This window comes from Alicyclobacillus hesperidum subsp. aegles, assembly GCF_027923525.1.
GTDB classification, from domain to species: domain Bacteria; phylum Bacillota; class Bacilli; order Alicyclobacillales; family Alicyclobacillaceae; genus Alicyclobacillus; species Alicyclobacillus aegles.
Genome location: NZ_BSBJ01000006.1, coordinates 124541 through 149006, shown reverse-complemented (window position 1 = coordinate 149006; position 24466 = coordinate 124541). Strand labels below are relative to the sequence as shown.

Below are 24466 nucleotides of genomic sequence, written 5' to 3'. Positions count from 1 at the left end.
GATAGGAGTCGAGCGAACGAGTTGCAATTTCGACACGAGATCGTCATGACTCGGCGTGACCAAAGGTGACGACTTTTTTGACGGTTTTCGCAAAACCCTGGAAGAAATTCGCCTTGTCCACGGACTCCTTGGCCACCAAAGGCACTTGTGCGACCGTCTGTCCTCCCGAGCGCACAACGACCTTGCCGACCACGGTTCCCGCATGCACTGGCGCCTTGACCTTGTCGAGAAGTACCTCTGTCGTGTAGGGCTTGCGCATTCCCTTTTCCGTAACAAAGGCGACAGGTTGTTGCGTGACGGCTTCCACCGTATCCCGTTTACCCTTTAAGACCTTTGCCTTACCCACAACTTGCCCCTTCGGAAATACGGAGACGGTCGTGTAATGGGCGAACGCCCAGTTGAGCATACCGCTGACTTCTGCGTTGCGCACCGCAGGCTTGGGCTCGCCCATGACCACCGCGATCACGCGAAATCCTTCGCGCTTGGCAGTCGCCGATAAGCAATATTTAGCTTCCTGTGTGTACCCCGTTTTCAACCCGTCGACACCATCGTAAAAACGCACCAGTTTATTGGTGTTGACTAGCCAAAGTGGGTGATCGGTATCCTTGCGCAGATAGTCGCTGTAGATGGATGTAAAGGACGTCACTTCCGGATGTGCCAACAGCGCGCGCGACATCACCGCAATATCGTGTGCACTCGAATAATGGTTTGCAACAGGAAGCCCATTACAATTTGAAAAGTGCGTATCGGTCATGCCAAGCTGTTTGGCACGCTCATTCATGCGAGCGACAAAGGCTTCTTCACTGCCATCCAGATGCTCCGCCATCGCCACGCATGCGTCGTTCGCAGAAGCGACGGCAATGCCTTTGACCATATCGCGGACGGTCATGCTTTCTTCGGGTTCGAGGAAAATTTGTGACCCACCCATGCTCGCCGCGTGTTCACTGACCTTAACCGAATCGGTCCACTTGAGTTTTCCTGAATCGATGGCTTCAAAGATGAGAAGAAGGGTCATGATCTTCGTGATGCTCGCCATGGGAAGCCGTTCGTGTGCGTCCTTGGCGTACAACACTTTTCCTGTTGTCGCGTCCATGAGCACAGCAGAACGCGCTTGTTTGGCGAGATCGATAGACGACCCCGATTCTGGTACGGGAGTTTCCGGTATTTCCTTAACCGGGACGACAGAACTAAGTTTCGAAGTTGCATCCGCGTACACCATGGGTGCACATGGCCCGGCGAGAGTCGCCAGCAACGCGGTTGCGGCGACGGCCTTGTGCATATGTTTGGAGTGCCGTTTCATCCTGCAACCCCCTTTTCGTTCGGTTTCGAATCGAATCGGGGTTATTTTGTGCAGAGAACCACGCATCTACACGCCCGCGCTGGCCGCTCCCCCACAGTCTCCGCACGATGTCCAAAATTCTGTTCAGCAGTCGAGCAAATCGAGGAACGAAACGCCTACAGGTGGCGCTTCCACGCCAAAGAACGCAGCAACCGTCGCACCGATATCGGCGAAAGTAGAACGTATGCCTAAATCGATGGGGGAGGACATTCGCGTGTGCCAAACGAGCAGCGGAACGCGCTCTCGAGTGTGATCCGTACCAGGAACCGTGGGATCACATCCGTGATCTGCCGTCACAATGAGCAAATCCTGCGGCCGCATGGTGGCGAACAAAGAGCCCAATGAATGATCGAATGCTTCGATGGCTCGCGCAAACCCGACCGGGTCATTGCGGTGTCCATACTTCGCATCAAAGTCCACTAAATTCGCGTAAATGAGACCTTCTTGGACGACTTGCATCTGCTCCAGAACGACGCGCATCGCATCGTCGTTGTCGTGCGTATGAATACTCGTGGTAATGCCCGATCCACCATAAATGTCCCCAATCTTTCCGATCCCGATGACAGGGTACCCAGCTTGCTCGACAGCGTTCAACACCGTGTCGCCAAAATGTAGAGAGAAATCGCGGCGGCGATCCGTACGCACAAAATGGCCAGGCTCACCAATGAACGGACGAGCGATCACGCGCCCGACCGCATGCCGTCCCGTCAGGATAGAACGCGCATACGCACACCAGTCGTACAACGTGTCGACGGGTACGATCCCTTCATGAGCAGCGACCTGAAACACGCTATCTGCCGACGTATAGACGATTGGACGACCCGTCTGCATATGAAGACGGCCATACTCGTCGATCACGACGGTGCCTGAGGCCGGCTTGTTCGCAAGCACAGGTTTGCCAACATACCGCTCAAACGGCTCTATAATCTCGGGAGGAAATCCATTTAGGTACGTGGGCATCGGCTCGGACAAAACGACACCGACGAATTCGAGGTGCCCGTTGGTCGTATCCTTTCCCGCTGAGCGTTCCACCATTGTGCCGTATGCGCCTGTCGCCGCAGCGGCCGACACGCCTGGCACGCGATCGATCCGCCCCAAACCCAGGCGCGCCAAGTTGGGAGCAACCAGGCCGCCCACGGCCTCGGCGACGTGAACGATGGTATTGCTCATAGCGTCAGGTTCACCGTACGATGACGCGTCCGGTGCGGCGCCAATCCCACAACTGTCAAGGACAATCCAAATACAGCGTCGCGATGCCAACATGACATCTCCTTCCTAAAACACTTAAGAACGTGGATGAGCAGATGCGTACACTTGCTTCATGCGCGTCTTTGTCACATGCGTATAAATTTGCGTCGTCGAGATGTCAGCATGCCCGAGCATCTCCTGTACTGCCCGCAAGTCGGCGCCGCGCTCCAAAAGATGTGTCGCAAATGAATGCCGCAGCGTGTGGGGCGTAATGTCCGATACGATGCCTGCTTCACGCGCATACTTCTTAATAATTTTCCAGAATCCCTGCCTGGACATTTGCGTGCCATGATGATTGACAAATAGCGCAGTCTCACCAGCACGAACCAGAGTAGGGCGAGCATGCTCAAGATATAAAAGAAGCGCTCGCAAGGCGTACTCCCCAATGGGAATAACACGTTCTTTGCCGCCCTTGCCAAAACATCGCAAAAAACCTGCGGCAAGATGAACGTCTTCACAGCGTAGTGAGACGAGCTCACTCACGCGGATGCCTGTGGCGTACAGCAGCTCCAACATCGCTATATCGCGAAGTCCAGTCGGGCCACTAGGGTCTGGTGCACGCAGCAGACGATCCACGTCTTCCGGCGCTAATACGCGCGGCAACCGCTTTTCAGTTCGTGGCGTTTCCACATGTCGCGTTGGGTCCCGCTCAAGAAGATCCTCACGTACAAGAAAGTGAAAAAACGAGCGAATGCTCGCCAAATTGCGCGACAACGTTGAACTCGCTCGACCTCGCGCATGCAGATGAGCTAAGTATGCGTTGATGTGGTGCCTTTCCACGTCTCCCCAGCGACATCCGCGTTCGTTTAAGAATGCATGAAAGGCACGCAAGTCGCGCTCATACGAGTCGAGTGTGTTGACGGACAAACCTCGCTCCACGCGAAGATGTTCCATAAACTGCCGAATCCACTCGTCCATAAGAACGCTCCTTTGCCGTTCAAAACTACACGCATTGGAGTATTCCACGATCCGAACTGAAAGTCCTGCAACAACCATTCGAGCCGGAAAACGATCACGCCTTTGGATGTTTCATCAATTCATAAAGAGCCTCTTGCTCATCTGGTTGAACCGCCACATCTTGAAGTACAATGTTGCGCGATTCGTGTCCACATCGCTGGCAACGATGGACGATTTGATACCCTTTGCGCGAATTGTACTCTATTCGCAAAGGTTCCATGATGCCGCCACAGTTTGCCTGTCTGTCACCCGGAAAGACGTCGAGATGCACAGAGTATAGGCAATGTGGGCAGTGATTGCGGCATGTCCTTTCGCTGGGCTCGACTTGAAGCCCACAGTTTATACAGGTAAACGATTCATTGCGATGCGTGAAACGAGACAAGAACCAAAACCTCACCCAATGAGTTGAGTCAGCAAAGCGGGAACCATGAAAGCCTGAATCGACGCACCCAACATGATTCCGCCGCTGCATAACAAAAATGTACCAGTATATCGCAAAAACTGCACGGTGAGACGAGACACCGGCACTGCTTGCATCACCAATTGGTATGAAAAGCGGATGGCAGTGGCACTCGCGATGAACAGCGTGAACAGGATGATCAACTGATGTGCAAAAATCCCGATGGAGGCTACGACAAATCCTTTCCATCCGAACTGAAGCGTGGTATAGGCGACACCGAAGCCTACCGTGAACGATTTGAGGAACACGGCACCCACGATGAATGGAATACCGATGACCGAGACGCCAAACAGCCAAATGCAACCGATGAGTTCTGCGTCAGATAATGCTCGCTGTGCCCACACCTCGCTGCCAGAAGCCACCTGATGATGCGCGAGCGCGATAAAAAGCTGCTCCAAGGCATTGCCCAAAACCAATTTGTCCGCCTGCCCCAGCTGCCCCGCAACAATTGCGCCAAACACCAGTCCGCAAACGGCAATACCAAGCAAAAACGACCATGTGTGCGCATGTTTTCCGACCTGTGCGCGCAACTGGCGGCGGATCGTATGCGTGAGTAGATCCCAGCGGCGTCGTTGTGGTACGAATGCGGTCGATCTCACGTTCCATCCCCCAAATTCGGCCTCGGCTGCCTGACCTGACAAGCCGTTTATGCGAAAGGTGGTACCTCAGCCACCTCTCATCAGGATTCTATGAAACGAACATCGCCGCTAGACTTCGAAATTGAGTTGACATGATGGAGTACAAGATTCCGCGAAAAAGGGGGATGCCCCCCTCACACTAGCACTTTGCCATAAGTGCCTGCCCCGCCAACAGCAAACGAGACATGCCCCTGCAACGTCTGAAACACGCGTTCGCCGAGCGCTTCCCCGACGACCTGTTGCACATCTTGTTTGGCGACATTTTCGCGGAGCAACGCTAATTCGCTGCCAAACGCATCGACAAGTGAGCGATACGCCTTCGGTCCAACCCCGGGGATGTCTAGCAATGGCACTATGTGGCGATACGGTGGCCGCCACTCTGGGTGTTGTGGTTCATCAAAATCGGCCAGAGCGTCGATTCGATCCGACACGCCGGTAACGATGTTGCGATCCGTGCCGCAACTGCACACGCGGCCATCCCCTGCGATCTCGCCACAGCGCCGGCAACGTGTCTGATAATACTTGCCGTGAACCGGATGCAGACCGATATTTTCGACAATCTCCCTACCATCCTGACGTGCGAGAAGGCGACGCACCTCGGCGAACGACACGTGGTCGAGACGAACGCGATTGCATTCGCGAGCGATGGTATCGAGACCGTGTGCGTCCGAATTGGAAAGGTACGTGAAAGGCTGAATTTGCTCAATGCGATCCGCCATTGAGGTATCCGCCGAAAGGCCGAGTTCCAACGCATCGATGGCACCGAGATCGATAAAGTCGGAGACGCGATCGACAGCGGCGCCGAGAATACCTTTAAATGGCGTGAACGCGTGATGGATGACAAGCAGCCCGCCGCGCTCATGCGTCTCCTGACTTAGCGCAAAAGGACTGGTCCGGGCAAGCTGGGACGACAAGGATGTGTTCTTTTGCACCGTCTTTAACCACGCATTAAAATCGTGTGCCGCAGCCAGGTTGGGAAACCAGCAACCAAAGTGAGCGGCACGTCCCCTCGGCCCCTTTAACTCGACCTCCGCCCCAGCGATGACCAGCAGTCGATCCCGGTATAGCAGCCCCCCGTCCGGCAACTCGGCGAGCTCGCCTGCGGCGACCAACTCGTCGAGTTCGGCCAACACTGGGTCACACACGCCGTCGATCACGCCGACAATGTCAAGCCCCTTGACCTTTTGTGCATGCTCCAGCAAGTTCGTGAGCGTGAGATTCTTCCCAGCGGCAATTTTCACAGGCCGATCTTTTGCGCGCCCTACGTGAATGTGGAAGTCTGCAAAGTAGGTCTTCATCGGCCGTTCTGGCGCCACCAGTAAAGCGCCACCAGCGTTTTCGCATCTTCGATTTCACCATTTTCGAGCATTCGCTCGACTTCATCCCTCGTAAACAGGCGCGCTTCGACGAATTCATCTGCGTCCGGATGGACTTCACCCGCTTCTACAACACTCGTGAAGTACACGTGCAGGCGCTCGTTTGTAAATCCAGGAGCTGTGAAAAAACGGTGTACCAATTGCACGTCCTTCGCTACATAACCCGTCTCTTCCGCCAACTCCCGCAGTGCAGCTTGTTCCGGTGCTTCACCCGGTTCCAACTTGCCCGCGGGGATTTCCCATAAGGTCTTTTCACACGGCTTGCGATATTGCTGCACGAGCACGATGGAGCCGGGTTTGACCTCAGCCAACACCGCCACCGCACCTGGATGAACGACCACTTCCCGAGTACTGGTCGAACCGTTGGGTAGTTTCACTGTCAAACGCTTCAGTTGGATCATGCGTCCGGTAAACAAAGATTCCTCGCCAATCGTCTCTTCGTGATGAATCACGTCACATTCCCTCCTCGTCTATACCGAGTCCGCTGCAAATCTTAACAATCAGATGCTCCAACTGGTACAGACTGTTTACGCTGATGCGCTCGTCCTCCGAGTGCTCGCCTTCATAACCGGTGCCTAGGTTCAAGGCTTCCACGCCAAGTGTGGATAACCAATTCGCGTCACTGCCATGCATCACATGAAGTTCTTGACATGCGAGGCCGCAATCGCGGATCGCAGAAGACACTGCACGATACCAACCTCCGTCGCGCGCGATGGCATAGGGTGGGTACAACAGTTCCCGCTCAACTTGAGCGTCATATCCGCATAAAATTGCTGTCTGCTGAAACCTATCCGACGCGATGCGGGCAGCCTCAGCGAGTCCAAGAGCTTCGCTTGATACCACCCTCCCCACAACCTGTATCCCATGTTCGAGCGGTTGAAACGAATCGATTTCGATTGTCGCACCGCCAAGCTGTGGCTGGCGCATGGCCGCGATGGCATGCGTAGCCGCCTGCACCAGCCCAACTCGTGGCACACCCCCGCCAGTCGGCAAGCCTAGCGTGCAGGTCAGGCGAACGAGACCGGCTCCAGATAGCACGACGGACCCCACCGGACCATGACAGTCCAGTACCAGTGCTCGCTTGGCGTACAGAGCACTCGGGTCAAGTGCCCGCACACCATAAAGCCCTGCCTCTTCGCCGACGGTCATAAGGATCTGAATATCCCCATGCGGCAAGTGTTCTTCGTGCAAACGGCGAATGGATGCGAGAATGGCGGCAACTCCTGCCTTATCATCAGCCCCTAGCTGGGATCCGGTTCGACTGCGAATCATGCCTTGACGATCCATATAGGGCAGGACTCCCGTCGCTGCACTTACCGTGTCCAGATGTGCACACAATAAAACGGCGGGCATGCCGGCTCTACCAGGCATAGACGCCCATAGATTTCCGGTTTGCCCACCGAATTGCTCATTGGCGTTGTCGATTTCTACCTCGCACCCGAAGTGTTCGAGCCAAGTTCTGCATGCGTCAACGATTGCCCCTTCCTGAAACGAAGGGCTGGGGATGGCGACGAGATCGAAAAAAAGTTCGATCACGCCCTCCCGCCCCTCGCTTGACTCACACGTCCGCATGGCTCATCTCGGAATGGGTCGGCGCACAGTCAAACACATCACAAAATGCATCACAGAGGGCCTTCTCCCAAAATGGCATGGATTGTGCCTGACCCAATACCTTTGCAACCGATGTCACGCCGCGATCTTGAATACCACAAGGGATGATCGCGCCAAAGTCGGCCAACTGTGTATTGACGTTGAGTGCAATGCCGTGGTAAGTGACGAACTCCCCACTCGGGCGCCGTTTGACGCGCGCACCTACAGCGCAAATCTTGTCGTCGCCAACCCATACGCCTGGTAAATCGCCGACGCGAGTACCCGTGATGCCGACGTTTGCCAAAGCACGGATCACGAACTCCTCCAAGTTGCGAACAAATTTGGCCACATCGTTTTCCCATGGAGCAAGGTGAAGGATCGGATACAAGACTAGCTGTCCAGGCCCGTGATATGTCACATCACCGCCGCGGTCGACCTCGCGCACGACGAAGCCCCGACGCTCAAGCACTTCAGCCGGCAACAGAATGTGATCGCGCGTGCCGTTGCGGCCGATGGTGATGGTCCGCGGATGCTCCAACGCGAACACGGTCTGTCGCTCATCTATGCCGGCAAGAAGTGCGTCGACGCGAGCCAATTGCAATTGCAATGCCCTATCGTAGTCGATCTCGCCGAGCGACTGCCAATCAAGCGCAACTGCCATGTCTATGACCTCCAGAATGAAAATCCGCTAGCAAACCATTTCGCCGCGTCAGCGCACTTTTCGTGCACCTGCTGGCACTTGCTCTTTGGCGTGGTAAGAACTGCGCACCATAGGTCCTGACTCGACGTGTCGAAAGCCACGCTTCAAGCCTTCGCCGCGCAGCCTCAAGAATTCGGTCGGCGTATAAAACCGTTCAACGACTAAATGCTTTTCCGTCGGCTGTAAATATTGTCCAATGGTCAAGATATCGACGTCGACAGCACGAAGATCGTCCATGGTCGCATAGATCTCGTCCATGGTTTCGCCGACGCCAACCATGATACTCGACTTGGTTGGAATATCGGGTTTCATCTCCTTGGCACGGCGCAAAAGTTCCAGCGTGCGATCATACTTCGCGCGCGAACGGACGCTGTCGGACAGACGGCGAACTGTCTCCACGTTGTGATTTAAAATGTCTGGCTCAGCGTCCATGACGAGCCGCAATGCGTCCCAATTGCCATCGAAATCAGGAATTAACACCTCGACGCTGCAACTTGGCACTTGTTTACGGACTTCGCGAATCGTCGCAGCGAACATTGACGCGCCGCCATCGGCGAGATCGTCCCGGGCAACACTCGTGATGACGACGTGTTCAAGACCCATGGCGACCACTGCTTCAGCGACCCGCTTGGGTTCCCGTAAATCGAGTTCCGTCGGTCGTCCCGTGTGCACGGCGCAAAACCTGCAGGCGCGCGTGCAAATATCGCCGAGGATCATGAACGTAGCTGTTCTTTGCTCCCAGCACTCAAAAATATTTGGACAATGAGCCTCTTCGCAGACCGTATGCAGTGACTGCGTGCGCATGATGTCCTTGAGCGCCGTATAGTTTTTGCCTGTTTTCGCGGTCACCTTAAGCCATTCAGGGCGGTTTTTCCGCTGTTCCTCTATCTTTTGGGCCCGCTCTTCCTTCGCCCCAATCGTCGATTCACTCATTTTCATCATCCCAACTTGTGAGATCAAAAGCGGCACCCCCGCTTTCGTCCTCCCTCTATTGTACCGCTTGCGAACTCGAGCTTCTAGCGGCGCTCAAAGGTGCCACTTTCGCCCCCACTCTTATAGACCAAGCGCGTATGTTCAATCTCGATGGCGCGATCGGTTTTCTTGCACATATCGTAGACTGTGAGCGCTGCGACGGCACAGGCGGTGAGCGCCTCCATCTCGACACCCGTCTGGTGCGCGGTGTCGACCTGCGCCTCGATGCGCAACCAGGCATAATCTGGGTGATCTCGCTCCTCGAAGTCCATATCGACCACAACGTGGTGCAAGGGCACAGGATGGCATAAGGGAATAAGATCGGACGTCTTTTTAGCCGCCATAATCCCAGCTAATTCTGCAATCGCTAGGACATCGCCTTTGCGCATTGCTTGGTGTACAATAGCGTCGCGCGTCGCTTTTCGCATGCGCACCAGTGATTCGGCGACAGCTGTACGCTTGGTGATGGCCTTCTCGCTGACATCGACCATGTGTGGTCGGCCGTCCTGTGTAAAGTGGTTCAAGCTTTGCTCCGACACATGACATCGCTCCTGTTGTCCAATTGTACGACTGGCACGAGGTGATCCGACATGCAGATCGAAATTCGCCTGTTTGCAAATTTAAAGGAAATCATGGGACAAGACAAAATTCGCATCGATGTGCCAGACGGGCTACCAGCTGGTGAACTGGCCAGTTTGGTTGCAAGCCGGTATCCACAACTGGAGGATGCGCTGGCGAACGTGCTCGTCGCGAAAAACCACGCGCTGGCACGGCCGGCTGACACATTTCGCCCGACCGACGAGATCGCCTTCATCCCGCCTGTTGGCGGCGGTGAAGTCGAAAATGAGACACCGTGGCTGCGGGTTAGTGAACAGCCGCTCGTCGTCGAGGAAGCGTATAAACTTTTAGAAAACCCAAAGCATGGTGGAACAGTATTGTTTGTCGGAACCGTTCGCGAATGGACCGGCCAGCGACACACAGATCACCTGTTCTACGAAGCGTATCCGGCGATGGTGTACAAACAGTTGGCGGCCATTCAAAGCGATGTGGAGCGGCGTTTCCCGGGTATTCAAACGCTGCAATGGCACCGGATTGGAAAGCTCGTGCCCACCGACATCGCCGTCATCTGTGGGGCATCCTCGCCGCATCGCGCCGCTGCCTTTGAGGCGGCGAACATGCTGATTGAACGCCTTAAGCGCGAAGCTGCCATTTGGAAAAAAGAGTTCTTCGCAGACGGGTCAACCGCTTGGCGGGCGAATCCATAATGGCAACCCATCGTTTATTCTAGCACGTTGCGTTTATTCTTCTAAACGGGGCAATCCGGTCATAGACTCTCACAGGAATGTCAATAGAGAGGTGTGTGGCCATGGATCGTACCACGCTTCGCAACGTCGTCTCGCAGTTCATTGCCGCTTCCGCCGCACTCCTGCTCCTCTTGGTGGGTTGCACGTGTACGGTATGGGCCTTCCTTGGCAAGTCCGGGATGGAGCAAATCGCCACCTCCGAAGCGGACGAGCTGTCGAATATCGAATTAAACCAACTCTATGGAACGGCAGACTATCAAGGACAGTCCACGACACAGACGCAGTCCATCGCGTCGGCTGTCGCGGCCCATGTCCGACTGCCGTTTTCTGACCCCCTTAAGATGTTGACCTCCTTACTGCCTGAAACAAGCGCACAAGCTGTCCAGAATAGCGGCGCACAGACGTCGTTGTTCCAGTCGATCACGACTATCGCCAACAACCCCCAGGACATTGTCCTTGGCTGGCTGCCGTCGACGTCAAGCAGTTCTTGCATTCAGCTCATGGCCGATAATCCTGGGATGAACGTCGTGAGTCCCGGATGGCTGCATCTTCAGGATGCCTCTGGAAATTTAAGCGGTAGCGTACTGCCGTCCGTGATCGAGTACGCTCACCAACATAACATCAAGGTCTGGGTGATGGTTGACAATCAATTTTCCGCGACCTTGACGCACGAGGTTTTGGCCAATCCCAAAGCGGAGTCAAACCTAGTCGATGAATTGGTATATCAATCCAAACTCTATCACTTGGATGGTATCAACATCGATTTTGAAAATTTGGCGGCGGCGGATCGGAACCTGTTCACGCAATTTATCGGGAATTTGCACCGCGCGCTCTCCCCCATCCATGTCAATCTCTCGGTCGATATTTCGCCTGACATCGTTCCACTAGACGACAGTCTCGCGTTTTTCCATGCGGGGTTGGCTGACAATGCCGATGAAATTGTCTTAATGGCGTACGACGAACACTGGAGCACAGACCCCGATCCCGGCCCTGTCGCCGATCTGCCATGGGTGACGGCAGGCGTCAACGATTTACTCGACACGGGCGTACCGACTGATAAGCTGATTTTGGGTATGCCATTTTACACGCGTTTCTGGTACGTGCACAGCGATGGGAGCGTCACGAGTTCAGCGGTCAGTGCAGGAGCGGTCACCGATATCCTGCATCAGGACAAGGCGCCTTTAGGCGTATGGGACCCGAAACTCGATCTCATGTACACAAAATTCCCAGATGCAGACGGTTATACAGAGGTATGGTATCCAACGGCCAACACCTATCAGGATACCTTGTCGCTCGTGACACAAAATGGACTTGCTGGCGTCGCGGTATGGTCGCTTGCATGGTCAGATCCAAGCACTTGGACAGCGACGGTTCACTCCTTACGCACAGAAGGCGTTCAAACGAAACACGACGCCGGTTGATGTCGAGGGGGAGATGCGCATGGATAAAACGCTGATCGGCCTCACAGCTGTGACGGTTGCAGGGTACGCGATTTGCGCATGGACGCGCCCAGAACTAGCCGCCGAAGGTTGGCATGAGGCCATGGAGATGTTGATGCAAGCGGTACCGTGGATCCTAGTGTCCATGTTTGCCGCTGGCCTCATAGCACAGCTTTTCGATCCGGCCGCAATCGCCCTCTGGCTGGGACCTAAATCTGGTGTGATCGGTATCACATTAGCGGCCTTTTTGGGGCTTGTCGGCACTGGATCCCGCTTTGCCGTGTATCCACTTGCTGCTGGACTGTTGGCAGCGGACGCCGCACCTGGTGCCGTCTTCGCATTCGTGACGTCGTGGCAGTTAGTATCACTTAGCCGCCTGCCAGCAGAACTGCCGTTTTTTGGGATCCGCTATACTGCGCTCAAAACGGCAGTATCCTTGCTGATGGCCATCGCAGGCGGCATAGCTTTTCAGGGGCTTTGGGGACACTGGCAGCGATTTCGCTGACGACAAATGCCCGTAAGAGTTCATCACTGCACGCGCGATTCCGCGCCTCCCTCGATATACCGTTGGTTCATCCAAAGCACATGTTCGATATTGGCCTGTCCGACGTTCGTTTTTGCAAGCAAGTAAAATTCCCGCGGCAATGTATGACCCTTTACGTTCCATACGGCCACCCAAGTCTGATTGCCTTTAAGCGGAACCGAAGCAATACGCTGCAAGTGCGTTGTGTCGCGCAGCACATAGTCGCCGTCGTGGATCATAACAGCCTCTGGCGGTGCGTAATAAACGTCAATTGTGTGCCCGTTCCAACCGTGATCGTCCGACCGAATGACGATGTTGCCGTCTTTCGTCATGACGTCAAAGTGCGGATTACGTGCCTGATAATGCGGGAGATCCACCTTGTTGGGCGGATCGGCGATCGCGCTGGGCAGAGCTTGTTGGGCAAGAGCAGCTTGGTTCGCTGGCCGATTTTCATCACCGCAGCCGGTCAGAAGCCATGTAGCAGAGAAAACAGCGACAGCCACAGATGTTAGCCGATGCATGGCCAAACCTCCAATCTTGGACTGGATGGACTATCATGTAGTCTGCTTCCCAGCGACACGGTTATGCCCGTGCGTTACAATGTGTCTATGGACAAGCGCAAAATCCAAGGAAACGAGCGACAAGACGGCGATCAAATCCACCAAATTAGGCTAAACGGTGGCATCATCCCGTATAAAATGATCCCACCACGACCACACCAGGTGCGTATCATTCTGCGGTGGCAGGATGGCATACTGTGCGTCAGTGCGCCGCGGGGAACACCGGAGGCAACCATTCAAAGTGCGATTGAACGCAACTGCGAGTGGGTTCTGGCACGGCAGCAAGCGTCATCCTTGCTTCACATCCGCCCTCTTGTCCCCGGCGACAGCATCTGCTTGCTCGGCATGCCATGGTCCATCCGCCTAGCTGGACGAATCGTTGGTCCAGATTCACTTCACAGATGCATTTATGTACCAGAGGCGCCACCCTCGTCTCAACACGAGGTGCTATATACTTTGATCAAGCAGATGGCGGCGGAAGTTTTGCCGAAGCGAGCCTGGGAATTGGCAAATGCACACGGACTCCTGCCGGACAATGTGCGCGTCAGAGAGCAAAAGAGTAGATGGGGGAGTTGTTCAAGCAAGCGTAATATCCAATTGAATTGGCGGCTTATACAGGCGCCGGAATGGATTTGTGACTACGTTATCATCCACGAACTGGCACACTTGCGCGAGATGAATCACAGTGCGCGCTTTTGGTCCATCGTCGAATCGATCCTGCCTAATTGGCAAGAAGCACGTAATTGGTTAAAGCAGTATGGCGATGATTTGTTTCGGCTACGAGCGGATGGTTGGGTGCAATTCTGAACAGGCGCCACATTCCACTATGGTAGAAAACGGTCCGCCTTTCGAGTCGGACCGTTTTCTGAGCCACCATGCATTAATACACCGGGGTCGTGGTGCAGGTTGTGGTGGTACCATAAGGAACCAACAAGATGAACAGGACGAAGATGATGAGGAACACAACCGCCCAGCGGGTGTAACCGCCAAACACTCCGTACATCACTACACCCCCTCGCTCAATTCTGGTGTAGTGTATGAGGGGCTCGATTGCCCCGCAAGTGACAGCCGCCCTTGTCAAATCCGCCTTGCCTTGGCATAGCGTAGAACGCCGTATCCTGTTACACGGTTTCGTTCTTAAGAAACTGTAAAGCGATGGCGACAAACGCCCGACAGCCGACAGCAAGCGCATCTTCATCAATATCAAAACGCGGGTGATGGTGAGGAAACGCGTCCTTGGCTACAGGCCGAATTCCGGTGAAAAAGAAGGTACCGGGAGCCGCCGTTTGATAAGCTGAAAAATCCTCGCCACCCATGGTCGGCACGGCTTCGGTCACCAGATTGCCCAACTCAGCTTGCAGTACATCGCGAACAAAACGCGTAAGTTCTGGATCATTGTTTACTGGGCGATAGCCTTTGTCGTAGTGAAACGTGTAACTCGCCCCATGCGCGGACGTGATGCCACGAATGATGTCCTCCATCCAGCGCGCCGCAAGATCGCGTCGTTCTTCTCGAAAGGTGCGCACCGTTCCAGCCAATTCCACGGAATTGGGAATGACGTTGTCGGCAGTGCCCCCGATGAACTTCGTCACGCTCAATACGAATGGTTCAAGCGGATCGATCATCCGGCTTGCGATGTGTTGCAGGTTGACGACGACTTGTGCGGCGATGGCTATCGGATCGACATTCAAATGCGGTTGCGCCGCATGGCCGCCGCGCCCGACAATCGTGATGTAGAAAGTGTCTGGCGAAGCCATCAATGCGCCTTCACGCACCCCGATGCGGCAACTCGCAAGCTCTTGCCACAAGTGTTGTCCGACAACCGCGTCCACGCCATCCAAAACACCCTTGTCGACAAGTTCCTGCGCGCCGCCTGGATTCAATTCTTCGGCATGTTGAAATATGAAGCGAATTTCGCCGCTTAATAAATCTCGCCGGTCGTGTAGAACCTTTGCGGCACCGAGCAACATGGCGGTATGCCCGTCATGGCCGCAGGCGTGCATCACACCTGGATTTTGCGACGCAAACGAGAGCCCCGTTTCCTCCGTAATCGGAAGTGCATCCATGTCGGCCCGCAACGCGAGCACCTTGCCCGGCCTACCCGTAACGAGCCGAGCCACGACGCTCGTCTCGGTGGGACGAGAAATTTCAAGTTCAGGCAATTGTGAGAGCGCATCAAACACAAACTGTGACGTCTGAACCTCTTCGAACGAAAGTTCAGGATGCGCGTGCAGGTGGCGCCGCCAGCGCACCAAATCTGGCTCAATGGCCTTGACCCATTGTTCGATTTCTGACATCGTTCCCCGGTTCCCCTCTCGTAAGCGAATTACGCACGTGCGCTCATGAGCCATTGCCACAATCCATCTGTGTCGACTTGGTGTCCGACATAAAACGGACCGAATTCTGCAAAGCGCGCGCTCGACTCGTCAAAGCGCATCTCGTGTACCAGTTTTTTGAATTGCAGCGGATCGTCCGCGAAAAGCGTCACACCCCACTCCCAATCGTCAAGACCAATCGATCCACAGATGATCTGTTTGACAATTCCTGCGTAGCGCCGACCAATGGCCCCATGGGCTTGCAAGAACTTGCGCCGTTCGTCTTCATCGAGCATATACCAGTTATCCGGATGCATCCGCCGTTTGTTCATCGGGTAAAAACAAATATGGCGGTGTGACGGCATGGTCGGTTTGAGTCGAGCTTGGATGGCTTCGTCCTGCTCGATATCTACACCAGGCTTCGCCAAGTACCCGCCCAGTTCAACCACCGAGATGTACGAATATGTAGATTCAGTCAAGTCCGCCATGGGAGTTGCCGCAAAAGCCGCCTTCACCTCGTTCAATTCTTCCAGCGAAGGGCGCATATACAAAAACAAGACATCCGCTTTGTGACCAGCAATCACGAACTGACCAAAGCTACCCTTGCGATCGCGCTGAAGCGCATACTGACTTTCTGCAAACTCCGCATAGGTGCGCAGCACCGAGTTGGGCTGTGGAGTGTTCTTCCATACGTCATAACGAACCTTCCGAAAGTCGTGATAAACATACCATCCATCCAGTGTTTTGGGCGCACCCATAACGACCTTCCTCCTTTGCCTGTGACCACATTATAGCAAGGTATAGCACAGGCCCAAAGGCGCGAAGATGCATGTTCAAATGATACGGAGCATATCGTTCTATATGTTTGGACAGGCAGGGGGGAGAATGATGGTTCGTACTGTGAAATGGACCGTCTTTGCTATTTCATTTGCCACGGCTGTATACAGCACGGGTTCGGCCCTCATTATCGCACGAGCAGGGGCCTTGAACGGCATTGATCAACTTGCAGCGGCAGGTGCCGCCGAAACCATCGCGGGCCTCGCTTTTTGCGTTGCAGGTTTGCTCGCCCTGTGGAAGTTATGGATTGGCGCGATTTTTCATGGGTTAAATTTTCTTTGGTGTAGTGCTGTGGCGGCAGCTTATGGCGACGTGACCGTGTGGCTATGGTGCGGTGTCGCAGCAGTTCTCTGCGCTGTGTCGCTATTGACAGGATGGCGTCAGCGCAAGCGTCAAATGGTCTCCTTGCACAGCCCGTGAACTTGCGTCGACTCGCCGGGAGAGCTACAACACGCTCCGCCTGCGTCCATCTGGATTCTGACAAGTCTCGATACGCAAAAGTCTGTGGATGCTCCCCTGACGAAAGCCGCCGCTTCGCATGAGCGCTGCCACCGACAACAAAGAGGGGATCTGATATCCCCTGCTTGCCGTTATTTGGGGTTCAGCCCGCACAACACGACAACTTCGACACGTCCTTGTCAAACGTCAGCGCCGCCAGCTTCAATCCCTCCGCCATGGTCAGATACGGAGCAAGGGTTGATCGCAGGTCTTCGATCGTCAGCCCAAACTTGACGGCGATCACGCCTGAATAAATGACATCTCCCGCATTTTCCGCCACTGCGTGCACACCGATGATTCTGCGTGTCTTGGCGTCCGCCACGAGCTTGAACACCCCGGTCGTCTCCCGGTTGACCAGAGCCCTCGGCACAGCGTCAAGCGGCAGTACGGACGTCAATACGTCATATCCGGCGGATTTCGCCTGTTCTTCCGTGAGCCCCACCGTCGCAATCGCTGGACTGGTAAACGTCACACCAGGTACGACGTTCAGGTCCACTTGCAGCTCGGCACCAGCAACCGCATTCTGCGCTGCAATGGCTCCCTCGTATGCTGCGACATACACAAATTGCGGTCCCATTGTCACGTCTCCTGCGGCATAGATACGATGATTGCTGGTGCGCAGATATTCATTCACCAGGACTTCGCCACGACGACCGACCTTTACGCCCGCTGCGCTCAAGTTTAACGACTCCGTGTTCGGTTTACGGCCCGTGGCGACAAGCAGCGCCTCCGCCTCTATCACTTGTTCCGTGCCATTCACAGTGACAAACACCCGTTTGAGTTCCCCATCCTGCTCAACACGTTGAATGACGGCATTTGCGACGAGTTGGATTCCTTTCTCTGTCAAAGCATGCGTCACGGCAGCCGCAACTTCTGGTTCGGCCTTCGGTAAAATACGAGATCCACGTTGCAGCAATGTGACCTCCGAGCCCAAATTTCGAAACAAGCTCCCCATTTCCAGTCCGATAAATCCGGCGCCAATGACAATGAGGCGCCTCGGGACTTCCTGGAGTTCAAGTGCAGTCGTGCTGACCAGGTAATCCACATCGGCAAGACCCGGAATGTTCGGCACGAACGGGGAAGCACCGGTTGCGATCAGGAAGCTTCGGGCCGTGATCTGTCGGCCATTCACTTCGATGGTCGATTCATTGACGAAGTGCGCTTCCCCTGAAATCCACTCAAATCCGTACTCGTCAATCAAATCCACGTACTTGTGCTGGCGCAAGTCTTCGACCAGTTCATTCTTTCTGTTCACGAGGGTCTTCATGTCAACCGGACCTGCGCTCGTGTGTAATCCGAGAAATGGGTTACTCGCTGCCAGCTGGTGAATTTCTGCTGCCCGAAGCATATTTTTCGACGGGACACATCCGATATTCACACAGGTCCCGCCCACCGTGCCTCGCTCGACCATGGCGATTTTTGCACCGGTTGACGATGCTTCGATGGCAGCCGAAAACGCCGCGCCACCAGATCCGATAATGAGCAAATCAAAGTCGAAGTTGTCGTCCATGTCGTTGGTTTTTTCCTGATCAGGGTCGCTGAAGATGGTCGCATCTCCCGGTCGGTAACCCGTATCGGCAATTGCCTGCCTGGCATCATCTAAACGATTCAGGTCAGCCAGTTCAAATGTCGCTTCATTTCTGCGATAGCTGGCGGATATATTTTCAGCACCCACGGTCCGAAGAGCATGGGATACATGCCGTTCACAGTCATCACAAGTCATTCCGTTCACGACCAGCCGAATTCGTTTCCTGTTTCGTGACTCCGCCATAAGAAACACTCCTATCAAACGCCTTCGTTACATCCTGGTGCAGCACCGGATGTGTTCCGCATTGTCTGCAACGATCTCCTTCGCCAGTTGCAGAATCATCCGCACCCGCTCGTCGGATATGCGATACACGACGTACTTCCCTTCCTGCCTCGAGGTCACATAGCCACACCATTTCAGACAAGCGAGTTGGTTGGACACCTGGCTTTGGGACGCTCCAATGGCGTCAACCAGTTGACTCACGTTCATTTCTCGGTCAAGCAAGGCCTCCACGATTCTGAAACGTGTCGGATTCGACAATCCATGAAAAAACTTTGCAAAAATTTCAATCTGCGCTCCATTGTCAGATAATGTTGTATTGAGTTCCGGCATCCCCTTCAACTCCTTTCGTGACGCTCCGACAAGTCATGGGAAGCGATTGTACAGCTTGAATTTGTCCTGAATTTTTTGCTTTTGCGCCATCCAAGAAACATCACAATGGCGATTGCAATGACAACGCCACCCGCAATCCAAAAGCGACTTGCAGCTAACACCGCTCCAGCAGCCGTGAACCCCAACGCTCCTATTAAAGTCGACAACCCGCAACAGAGCATTGGGATAACCGCAATGCCCATGAGTGCCCACGTTCCGCTTGCATTACGTTTTTCCACATTGTTCCCCACAACGCGCACCTCCTTCTCCATTCATCATATCACAATATCACAATATATAAAATGCGTGTTGAACGACGGCTAGAAAACACCGACGTATTGTAATTTTTAAGTCAATTGACTCGAGCTTTCATCAAGCACATTTTCAAAATACTTGAAGACGCGCACCGAGAAAGCGTGGCGCGAGGAATAGGGGATATTTTCCTCAACTTCGTACGCACGAAGGATAACAAGAAAAAGGGACACAAAGCGTGGGGATCACCTATCCAGAGGTGCATAACGCCAAAAACCACATCTCTACGGACATGGTTTTTGGCATCTGGGGTCTGGAAACGCACCCGTTCCAGCGATATTCTTCCTGCATCTCTTCACAGCTACGGGTTTAGCCGACTCTATGCTCCATTCTCAGCTTGTCGGCAATCATCGCGATAAACTCCGAGTTGGTGGGTTTCGTCTTGGAAGCGCTCACGGTATACCCAAACACTTTTCGAATGGCATCGATATTGCCACGCCCCCAAGCGACCTCGATGGAGTGGCGGATGGCCCTTTCAACACGAGAGGGGGTTGTTTTGTATCGATCCGCAATTTTAGGGTACAAAATTTTTGTGATGGAACCTAGAATTTCGACGTCTTCATACACAATTCCAATAGCTTCCCGTAAATAATGATAGCCTTTGATATGCGCTGGGACCCCAATTTCGTGAATAATTTGAGTGATTTGCGCATCTACAGAGCGACGGGAAGGCGGCGCTGGTGTATATGTACTCGTACTGTTGTAGGCTACAGCTTGTTGTGTAGCTGCCACAGGTGCGGCATTGCCGTTCATCACCTGACGGATTCGCTCAGCCAAAAGCGGCATATCAAAAGGCTTTAGAATGAAGTACGAGACGCCCAACTCGACAGCTCGCCGCGTAACCGTCTCCTGACCAAATGCAGTTAACATAATAACTTTCGGTGGACGCCTCGTGACTTCGGAAAGTCGTTCCAACGCTCCAATGCCATCAAGAACTGGCATAATGATGTCCAATACCAATACATCCGGCTCTGTATCGCGAATCAGATTGAGAACATCGCTTCCGTTATAAGCAATACCACAAACTTGCATATCCGGCTGGGCCGAAATGAATTCGCCCAAAAGTTCGGCGAACTCATGATTATCGTCCGCAATTAGCACCTTCATTCGAGAAGACACGAATTAACACCCTCCCTGCTTATCTGTCAGTCTAAAGATTCGACGGCAAAACGTACACTCCTGCCAAATCTATGTAATACTTTTCGTGTCGATATATGGCTTTTCGACAATATTCGACAAGGGCCGTCCAGGATGGCCCTTGTCGTACAACGATTGTGCTTTCAGGCGAGTCGTTTATACAGCCTTCGCCGGACCACTCGTAAGCGCTGTCGAAGCAGGTTCCTCGTCGTGCCCAGTATGATGCAACATCCAGTAGGCATACACACCGTATCCACGCGTAGGGTCTGAAACAAAAACATGCGTCACGGCTCCGACGAGTTTGCCGTCCTGCACGATGGGACTGCCACTCATACCCTGAACGATACCACCGGCGGTGGATAACAAACGAGGATCTGTCACTCGCAAAATGAGACTTTTGGTCGAAGGCGTGCGCTGTCGTGATGTATTTTCAATTCGGACTTGAAATGGCTCCACCTTTTGCCCATGCAAAACCGTATAGATAACCGCTGGTCCCGGGTGAACCTGCGTCGGTAGTGCGACGGGTATAGGTTCACGCAAGCCTCCAGTGGCATTGCAAGCCGCGACATCAAGCTTCCCAAAGATGCCATATGGTGTGTTCTCCGCAATATGGCCCAGTTCACGGCTTGAATGTACAAACATCCCCTTTTTTTCACCCGGCTCCCCTATTTTACCTGCTTGAACCCCCGTAATCACAGCAGGATACATTGTACCCTGCCCAACAATAGGCCGCCCCGTGTCGACGTCACTTATCATGTGTCCCAGTGCTGCAAATGCGCCCGTTTGCGGATTATAAAAGGTCAAGGTTCCAACACCGACCGTTTTGTCTCGAACATAGACGCCCAATTGGGATCCGTTAGCAGTTGCTGGACAACGTACAACAACATCCCGTTTGCGTTGGCCGCGTTGAACGGTCAATACAATTGATCCTCGCTTATCGCGTATCGCTTGTTGCAATTCAGTCGCCGTACGGACGGGGTGCTTGTCGACCGAAAGGATCATGTCACCAATTTCCACGTGTGCACTGGCTGCGGGCGACGACCCATCGGATGTTCGATGAAACCCGACAACAATGGGTCCCATGGACGACAGACGGATCCCCACAGCCTGTCCACCGACGATCACCCGTTCGGCTTGCTCCACATGAACGTGCGTGTGCCAAGGTATGAGTCCGAATACACGATTTTGAATATCGACTTCACCAGGCTGTTGCGACGAAAGATCGACAAATGTCGGATGGGAAAAATCAGAACGCGTTTGCTCTGGGGAATGAATGATCCGAAAACCACTCGTGCGAGGTACTGCGATATCATCGTCGGTCGTCATATCGATATTGGTCGGCAAGGTTTCCAGGTGCCGAACCGGTGGCGCAAAGCAAGCAAGTGTAACCGCAATCAAACCGGCAAACTTCAGCGCACGCAACCAACCCGCCATGGTTCGTTCCCTCCCCTTGGACATGACACCTCGTGCAGCGTAATCCTAAGGTGCCCGCGGCGGGCCGATCTATAACGTAAAAAAGCTCCCACCTACTTCGCGATGGTGGTCCCTCTTCGGAAGCTTTCCAATAGTGCACGTGCATGGCGCACTGCCGTTTCATCCGAGACGCCAGCCCCGAGCAGTCGCCCGATTTCCAACGCCCGTTCGCGCTCCTCAAGCTGGCGAACACGCGTCGAAGTCGCGTTAGCGACCACTTCTTTATGAATTTCAAAATGCACATGCCCCGCGGCGGCCAATTGAGGTGAATGCGTCACACATAAGACCTGTTTGTCGCTACCCAGCTCCCGCAAAAGCTCTGCGACACGTTGCGCCGCATCACCGCTCACACCCGTATCGATCTCGTCGAACACGAGCGTCTCGATTTGCTCGATATCGGCGACAACGACTTTGACAGCCAATAGCGTGCGCGAAAGCTCCCCGCCCGATGCAACTTTTTGCAGTGGGAGTAACGGCTGACCGCGATTTGCACGAAAAAGAAACTGAATGTCGTCCATACCATCCTCAGACCGTGCGCTGTCCTGCCAACGAACAGCAATTTCACACTGAGCATCCGTCATTTGCAACCGATGTAACGCCTCGTTGACTCTTACTTGCAGCCGTTTCGCCGTCTCGACACGCGCATCGTGCAATCGGCGTGCAGCTTCGATATACTGGGTTTCCATCACCGTCACTTGTTCTTCAAGAGTGGCGAGACGCTGTTCATGTGATTCGAGCTCAGCAAGCTTCATCTTCATGCGTTGCAAGTACTCGGCGATCTCGGCTGCGGTAGCCCCATATTTGCGCGTCAGTCCCCGCAACTGAGCCAGCCTGTCTTCAATCTGTGCTAAACGACTTGGATCGACATCTAGACGTCCCGCGTAACGGCTCACCGTAAACGCAGCCTCTTCAACCTGGATTTTCGCAGCGACGATAAATTCGTGGATTTGGCCAAACTCTTGCACACGTTCAGCCAATTCGGCAGCCTCCTGCTCCGCTATCGTCAACTGCGCAATGGCTCCACTGCGCGGATCGTCCAGGCTGTTGGCCAAGACGTCGACATGCCCTCGAAGTTTTTGGGCAGCCAAGAGACGTTGTCGTTCTTCGCGAAGCTCGTCGTCCTCTCCGGCGACAACGCCCACTCTTTCAATTTCTTCAATTTGAAAGCGACACATGTCGATCTGTTGCGCCCGCTCCCGTTCAGTCACCTGAGTTTGTGCCAACTCCCGCACAAGCGATTGCCACGCTATATATGCTGAAGCAGTCGCATCCAAAAATTCTCCATGTCGACCGTAGAGATCCAACAAACGCCGCTGATAAACCGGCGTGACTAACGCAACCGATTCGTGTTGATCTTGCATCTCCACCAAAGTTTGGCCAACCTGGCGCAACATCTGCACAGTGGCCGCACGGCCGTTGATCCGGCACTGGGAGCGACCGCTTGTGTACACCGTGCGCGAGACCACGAGTACGTCATCATAATCGATTCCCCATTGCTCCAACAGCTCTTCACAGGCCGAATTCCGACCGACGGCAAACACAGCTTCAATCAGCGCATTGTCCGCCCCAACCTGCACGATTTGAGAAGACACCCGTGCGCCGAGCACCGCGCGCGTCGCATCGAATAAAAGCGACTTCCCAGCGCCCGTTTCGCCTGTGAAGACATGGAGCCCCTTGCCAAAGGTGAGCCGCAATTCGTCAATCAGGACAAAATTGCGAACATACAACTCAATAAGCAATGCCATTTCCTCCTCACATACCAGAGGACGGATCATTGTGGAGCTTGTTTCGCAGTACATCAAAAAATTCGCGATCCGGCCATCGAACCAGCGTCGTATCGTACGGCGCCTGTCGGATCAACACTTCATCGCCCTCTTGCAACAAAATACCCTCTTGCCCGTCGACGGCGAGTGCCACGTCGCGATGTCGCGCATGTACGGTGAGACGGACGACAGACGACGAATCGATAACACACGGGCGGGAAAACAGTGTATGCGGACAAACTGGGGTAACGAGCATCACTTGTAAGTGCGGACTTACAATCGGTCCGCCACAGGACAGAGAATAGGCTGTGGACCCGGTAGGTGTCGATATGATGACACCATCCCCCGTGTACGTATCCACATATACATCGTCGACGTAAACGTCAAGAGTCACCATGCGCGCAAACGATCCCTTGCCGATGCCCGCATCATTGAGCGCCGTGAATTTCGCGACTTCTTTGAGATCGCGATACACAAAGGCTTCAAGCATTAAACGGTTTTCTAAATGGTAATCTCCGGCGACGATGCGACGAATAGCCGGCTCTAGTTGGGAAGGTTCAGATTCCGTAAGAAATCCTAGATGGCCTACATTGATGCCAAGTAGTGGAATGTGATATGGTGCAAGCTGACGCGCAACCCCGAGCAGTGTTCCGTCGCCGCCAAGAACAATAGCCAATTCCGCTGTCTTGACCTGCGAGTTACTCGCAATAATGTCTGTGTCGTGAGCGACCGAGACGTCGATCACGCCAATGCCGGCTCGTTCCAATTGCTCCGTGACATCATTGCGAACCGAACAAGCTTCTGCCTTCTGCGGATTATACAAGAGAGCAATTTGGCGCAAATGTC

General features: G+C 54.1%; 26 protein-coding genes. 5 read left to right on the top strand and 21 right to left on the bottom strand.

Annotated features, from left to right (window positions below; genetic code table 11):
* Nucleotides 1-43 precede the first annotated feature (43 nt).
* From QMF38_RS05280 to moaC, 11 genes are all read right to left on the bottom strand, one after another.
* The gene (locus QMF38_RS05280) at nucleotides 44-1300 is read right to left on the bottom strand and encodes a D-alanyl-D-alanine carboxypeptidase family protein (RefSeq protein ID WP_281758865.1); all 1257 of its coding nucleotides are present in this window, start codon (nucleotides 1298-1300) and stop codon (nucleotides 44-46) included.
* A gap of 123 nt (nucleotides 1301-1423) precedes the next feature.
* The gene (locus QMF38_RS05275; protein WP_281758864.1) at nucleotides 1424-2602 is read right to left on the bottom strand and encodes a phosphopentomutase; all 1179 of its coding nucleotides are present in this window, start codon (nucleotides 2600-2602) and stop codon (nucleotides 1424-1426) included.
* Between the two features lie 21 nt (nucleotides 2603-2623).
* The gene (gene xerD, locus QMF38_RS05270) at nucleotides 2624-3505 is read right to left on the bottom strand and encodes a site-specific tyrosine recombinase XerD (protein ID WP_058094492.1); all 882 of its coding nucleotides are present in this window, start codon (nucleotides 3503-3505) and stop codon (nucleotides 2624-2626) included.
* Between the two features lie 94 nt (nucleotides 3506-3599).
* The gene (locus tag QMF38_RS05265) at nucleotides 3600-4016 is read right to left on the bottom strand and encodes an RNHCP domain-containing protein (RefSeq protein WP_232302225.1); all 417 of its coding nucleotides are present in this window, start codon (nucleotides 4014-4016) and stop codon (nucleotides 3600-3602) included.
* Nucleotides 3938-4603, bottom strand: coding sequence for a stage II sporulation protein M (gene spoIIM, locus QMF38_RS05260; protein ID WP_232302226.1), 666 nt, complete (start codon nucleotides 4601-4603; stop codon nucleotides 3938-3940). The genes QMF38_RS05265 and spoIIM overlap by 79 nt, the downstream gene beginning before the upstream one ends.
* 173 nt (nucleotides 4604-4776) lie before the next feature.
* Nucleotides 4777-5958 (bottom strand): endonuclease Q family protein, encoded by a 1182-nt coding sequence (locus tag QMF38_RS05255; RefSeq protein WP_281758863.1) that lies wholly within the window; start codon nucleotides 5956-5958, stop codon nucleotides 4777-4779.
* A complete protein-coding gene (locus tag QMF38_RS05250; protein ID WP_281758862.1) occupies nucleotides 5937-6470 on the bottom strand; it encodes an NUDIX hydrolase in 534 nt (177 codons plus the stop codon). The genes QMF38_RS05255 and QMF38_RS05250 overlap by 22 nt, the downstream gene beginning before the upstream one ends.
* 1 nt (nucleotide 6471) lies before the next feature.
* The gene (locus QMF38_RS05245; RefSeq protein WP_281758861.1) at nucleotides 6472-7554 is read right to left on the bottom strand and encodes a M20/M25/M40 family metallo-hydrolase; all 1083 of its coding nucleotides are present in this window, start codon (nucleotides 7552-7554) and stop codon (nucleotides 6472-6474) included.
* 22 nt (nucleotides 7555-7576) lie between these two features.
* The gene (gene lipB / locus QMF38_RS05240) at nucleotides 7577-8269 is read right to left on the bottom strand and encodes a lipoyl(octanoyl) transferase LipB (RefSeq protein WP_281758860.1); all 693 of its coding nucleotides are present in this window, start codon (nucleotides 8267-8269) and stop codon (nucleotides 7577-7579) included.
* Nucleotides 8270-8317: 48 nt separating this feature from the next.
* Nucleotides 8318-9241 (bottom strand): lipoyl synthase, encoded by a 924-nt coding sequence (gene lipA, locus QMF38_RS05235; protein ID WP_232302228.1) that lies wholly within the window; start codon nucleotides 9239-9241, stop codon nucleotides 8318-8320.
* An 83-nt stretch (nucleotides 9242-9324) separates the two neighbouring features.
* Nucleotides 9325-9819: a cyclic pyranopterin monophosphate synthase MoaC gene (gene moaC, locus QMF38_RS05230; protein ID WP_281758859.1), complete on the bottom strand. Its 495-nt coding sequence runs from the start codon at nucleotides 9817-9819 to the stop codon at nucleotides 9325-9327.
* Between the two features lie 51 nt (nucleotides 9820-9870).
* Between moaC and QMF38_RS05225 the strand changes: the two genes are divergently transcribed.
* The 3 genes from QMF38_RS05225 to QMF38_RS05215 all read left to right on the top strand — a co-directional run bounded on the left by QMF38_RS05225 (nucleotide 9871) and on the right by QMF38_RS05215 (nucleotide 12528).
* The gene (locus tag QMF38_RS05225; protein ID WP_281758858.1) at nucleotides 9871-10545 is read left to right on the top strand and encodes a molybdenum cofactor biosynthesis protein; all 675 of its coding nucleotides are present in this window, start codon (nucleotides 9871-9873) and stop codon (nucleotides 10543-10545) included.
* 101 nt (nucleotides 10546-10646) lie between these two features.
* On the top strand, nucleotides 10647-12005 hold the full coding sequence (locus tag QMF38_RS05220; protein WP_281758857.1) for a glycosyl hydrolase family 18 protein: 1359 nt from the start codon (nucleotides 10647-10649) through the stop codon (nucleotides 12003-12005).
* A 19-nt stretch (nucleotides 12006-12024) separates the two neighbouring features.
* Nucleotides 12025-12528: a hypothetical protein gene (locus QMF38_RS05215; RefSeq protein ID WP_281758856.1), complete on the top strand. Its 504-nt coding sequence runs from the start codon at nucleotides 12025-12027 to the stop codon at nucleotides 12526-12528.
* Nucleotides 12529-12551: 23 nt separating this feature from the next.
* On the opposite strand, the gene QMF38_RS05210 is transcribed toward QMF38_RS05215, so the two are convergent.
* Nucleotides 12552-13067, bottom strand: a complete 516-nt coding sequence (locus tag QMF38_RS05210; RefSeq protein WP_281758855.1) for a hypothetical protein — start codon at nucleotides 13065-13067, stop codon at nucleotides 12552-12554.
* Here QMF38_RS05210 and QMF38_RS05205 point away from each other — a divergent pair.
* Entirely contained in the window at nucleotides 13062-13913 is an 852-nt protein-coding gene (locus QMF38_RS05205) for a M48 family metallopeptidase (RefSeq protein ID WP_281758854.1), read from the top strand. The genes QMF38_RS05210 and QMF38_RS05205 overlap by 6 nt on opposite strands.
* 73 nt (nucleotides 13914-13986) lie before the next feature.
* On the opposite strand, the gene QMF38_RS05200 is transcribed toward QMF38_RS05205, so the two are convergent.
* From QMF38_RS05200 to hemQ, 3 genes are all read right to left on the bottom strand, one after another.
* Nucleotides 13987-14109 (bottom strand): hypothetical protein, encoded by a 123-nt coding sequence (locus QMF38_RS05200; RefSeq protein WP_269744863.1) that lies wholly within the window; start codon nucleotides 14107-14109, stop codon nucleotides 13987-13989.
* Nucleotides 14110-14227: 118 nt separating this feature from the next.
* The gene (locus tag QMF38_RS05195; protein WP_281758853.1) at nucleotides 14228-15403 is read right to left on the bottom strand and encodes an amidohydrolase; all 1176 of its coding nucleotides are present in this window, start codon (nucleotides 15401-15403) and stop codon (nucleotides 14228-14230) included.
* 29 nt (nucleotides 15404-15432) lie between these two features.
* Nucleotides 15433-16179 (bottom strand): hydrogen peroxide-dependent heme synthase, encoded by a 747-nt coding sequence (gene hemQ, locus QMF38_RS05190; protein ID WP_281758852.1) that lies wholly within the window; start codon nucleotides 16177-16179, stop codon nucleotides 15433-15435.
* Nucleotides 16180-16309: 130 nt separating this feature from the next.
* Here hemQ and QMF38_RS05185 point away from each other — a divergent pair, with 130 nt between their 5' ends.
* Nucleotides 16310-16678: a hypothetical protein gene (locus QMF38_RS05185; RefSeq protein ID WP_281758851.1), complete on the top strand. Its 369-nt coding sequence runs from the start codon at nucleotides 16310-16312 to the stop codon at nucleotides 16676-16678.
* A gap of 181 nt (nucleotides 16679-16859) precedes the next feature.
* Here QMF38_RS05185 and merA read toward each other — a convergent pair whose 3' ends face one another.
* The 6 genes from merA to QMF38_RS05155 all read right to left on the bottom strand — a co-directional run bounded on the left by merA (nucleotide 16860) and on the right by QMF38_RS05155 (nucleotide 24461).
* Nucleotides 16860-18527 carry a mercury(II) reductase gene (gene merA, locus QMF38_RS05180; protein WP_281758850.1) on the bottom strand — a complete coding sequence of 556 codons (1668 nt, stop codon included), beginning with the start codon at nucleotides 18525-18527 and terminating at the stop codon, nucleotides 16860-16862.
* A 27-nt stretch (nucleotides 18528-18554) separates the two neighbouring features.
* Nucleotides 18555-18896: an ArsR/SmtB family transcription factor gene (locus QMF38_RS05175; protein ID WP_281758849.1), complete on the bottom strand. Its 342-nt coding sequence runs from the start codon at nucleotides 18894-18896 to the stop codon at nucleotides 18555-18557.
* A 660-nt stretch (nucleotides 18897-19556) separates the two neighbouring features.
* Nucleotides 19557-20354 carry a sporulation transcription factor Spo0A gene (gene spo0A / locus QMF38_RS05170; protein WP_058094508.1) on the bottom strand — a complete coding sequence of 266 codons (798 nt, stop codon included), beginning with the start codon at nucleotides 20352-20354 and terminating at the stop codon, nucleotides 19557-19559.
* Nucleotides 20355-20540: 186 nt separating this feature from the next.
* Entirely contained in the window at nucleotides 20541-21818 is a 1278-nt protein-coding gene (spoIVB, locus tag QMF38_RS05165; RefSeq protein WP_281758848.1) for a SpoIVB peptidase, read from the bottom strand.
* Nucleotides 21819-21910: 92 nt separating this feature from the next.
* Nucleotides 21911-23602 carry a DNA repair protein RecN gene (gene recN, locus QMF38_RS05160; protein ID WP_281758847.1) on the bottom strand — a complete coding sequence of 564 codons (1692 nt, stop codon included), beginning with the start codon at nucleotides 23600-23602 and terminating at the stop codon, nucleotides 21911-21913.
* A gap of 7 nt (nucleotides 23603-23609) precedes the next feature.
* Entirely contained in the window at nucleotides 23610-24461 is an 852-nt protein-coding gene (locus QMF38_RS05155) for an NAD(+)/NADH kinase (protein WP_281758846.1), read from the bottom strand.
* Nucleotides 24462-24466 lie beyond the last annotated feature (5 nt).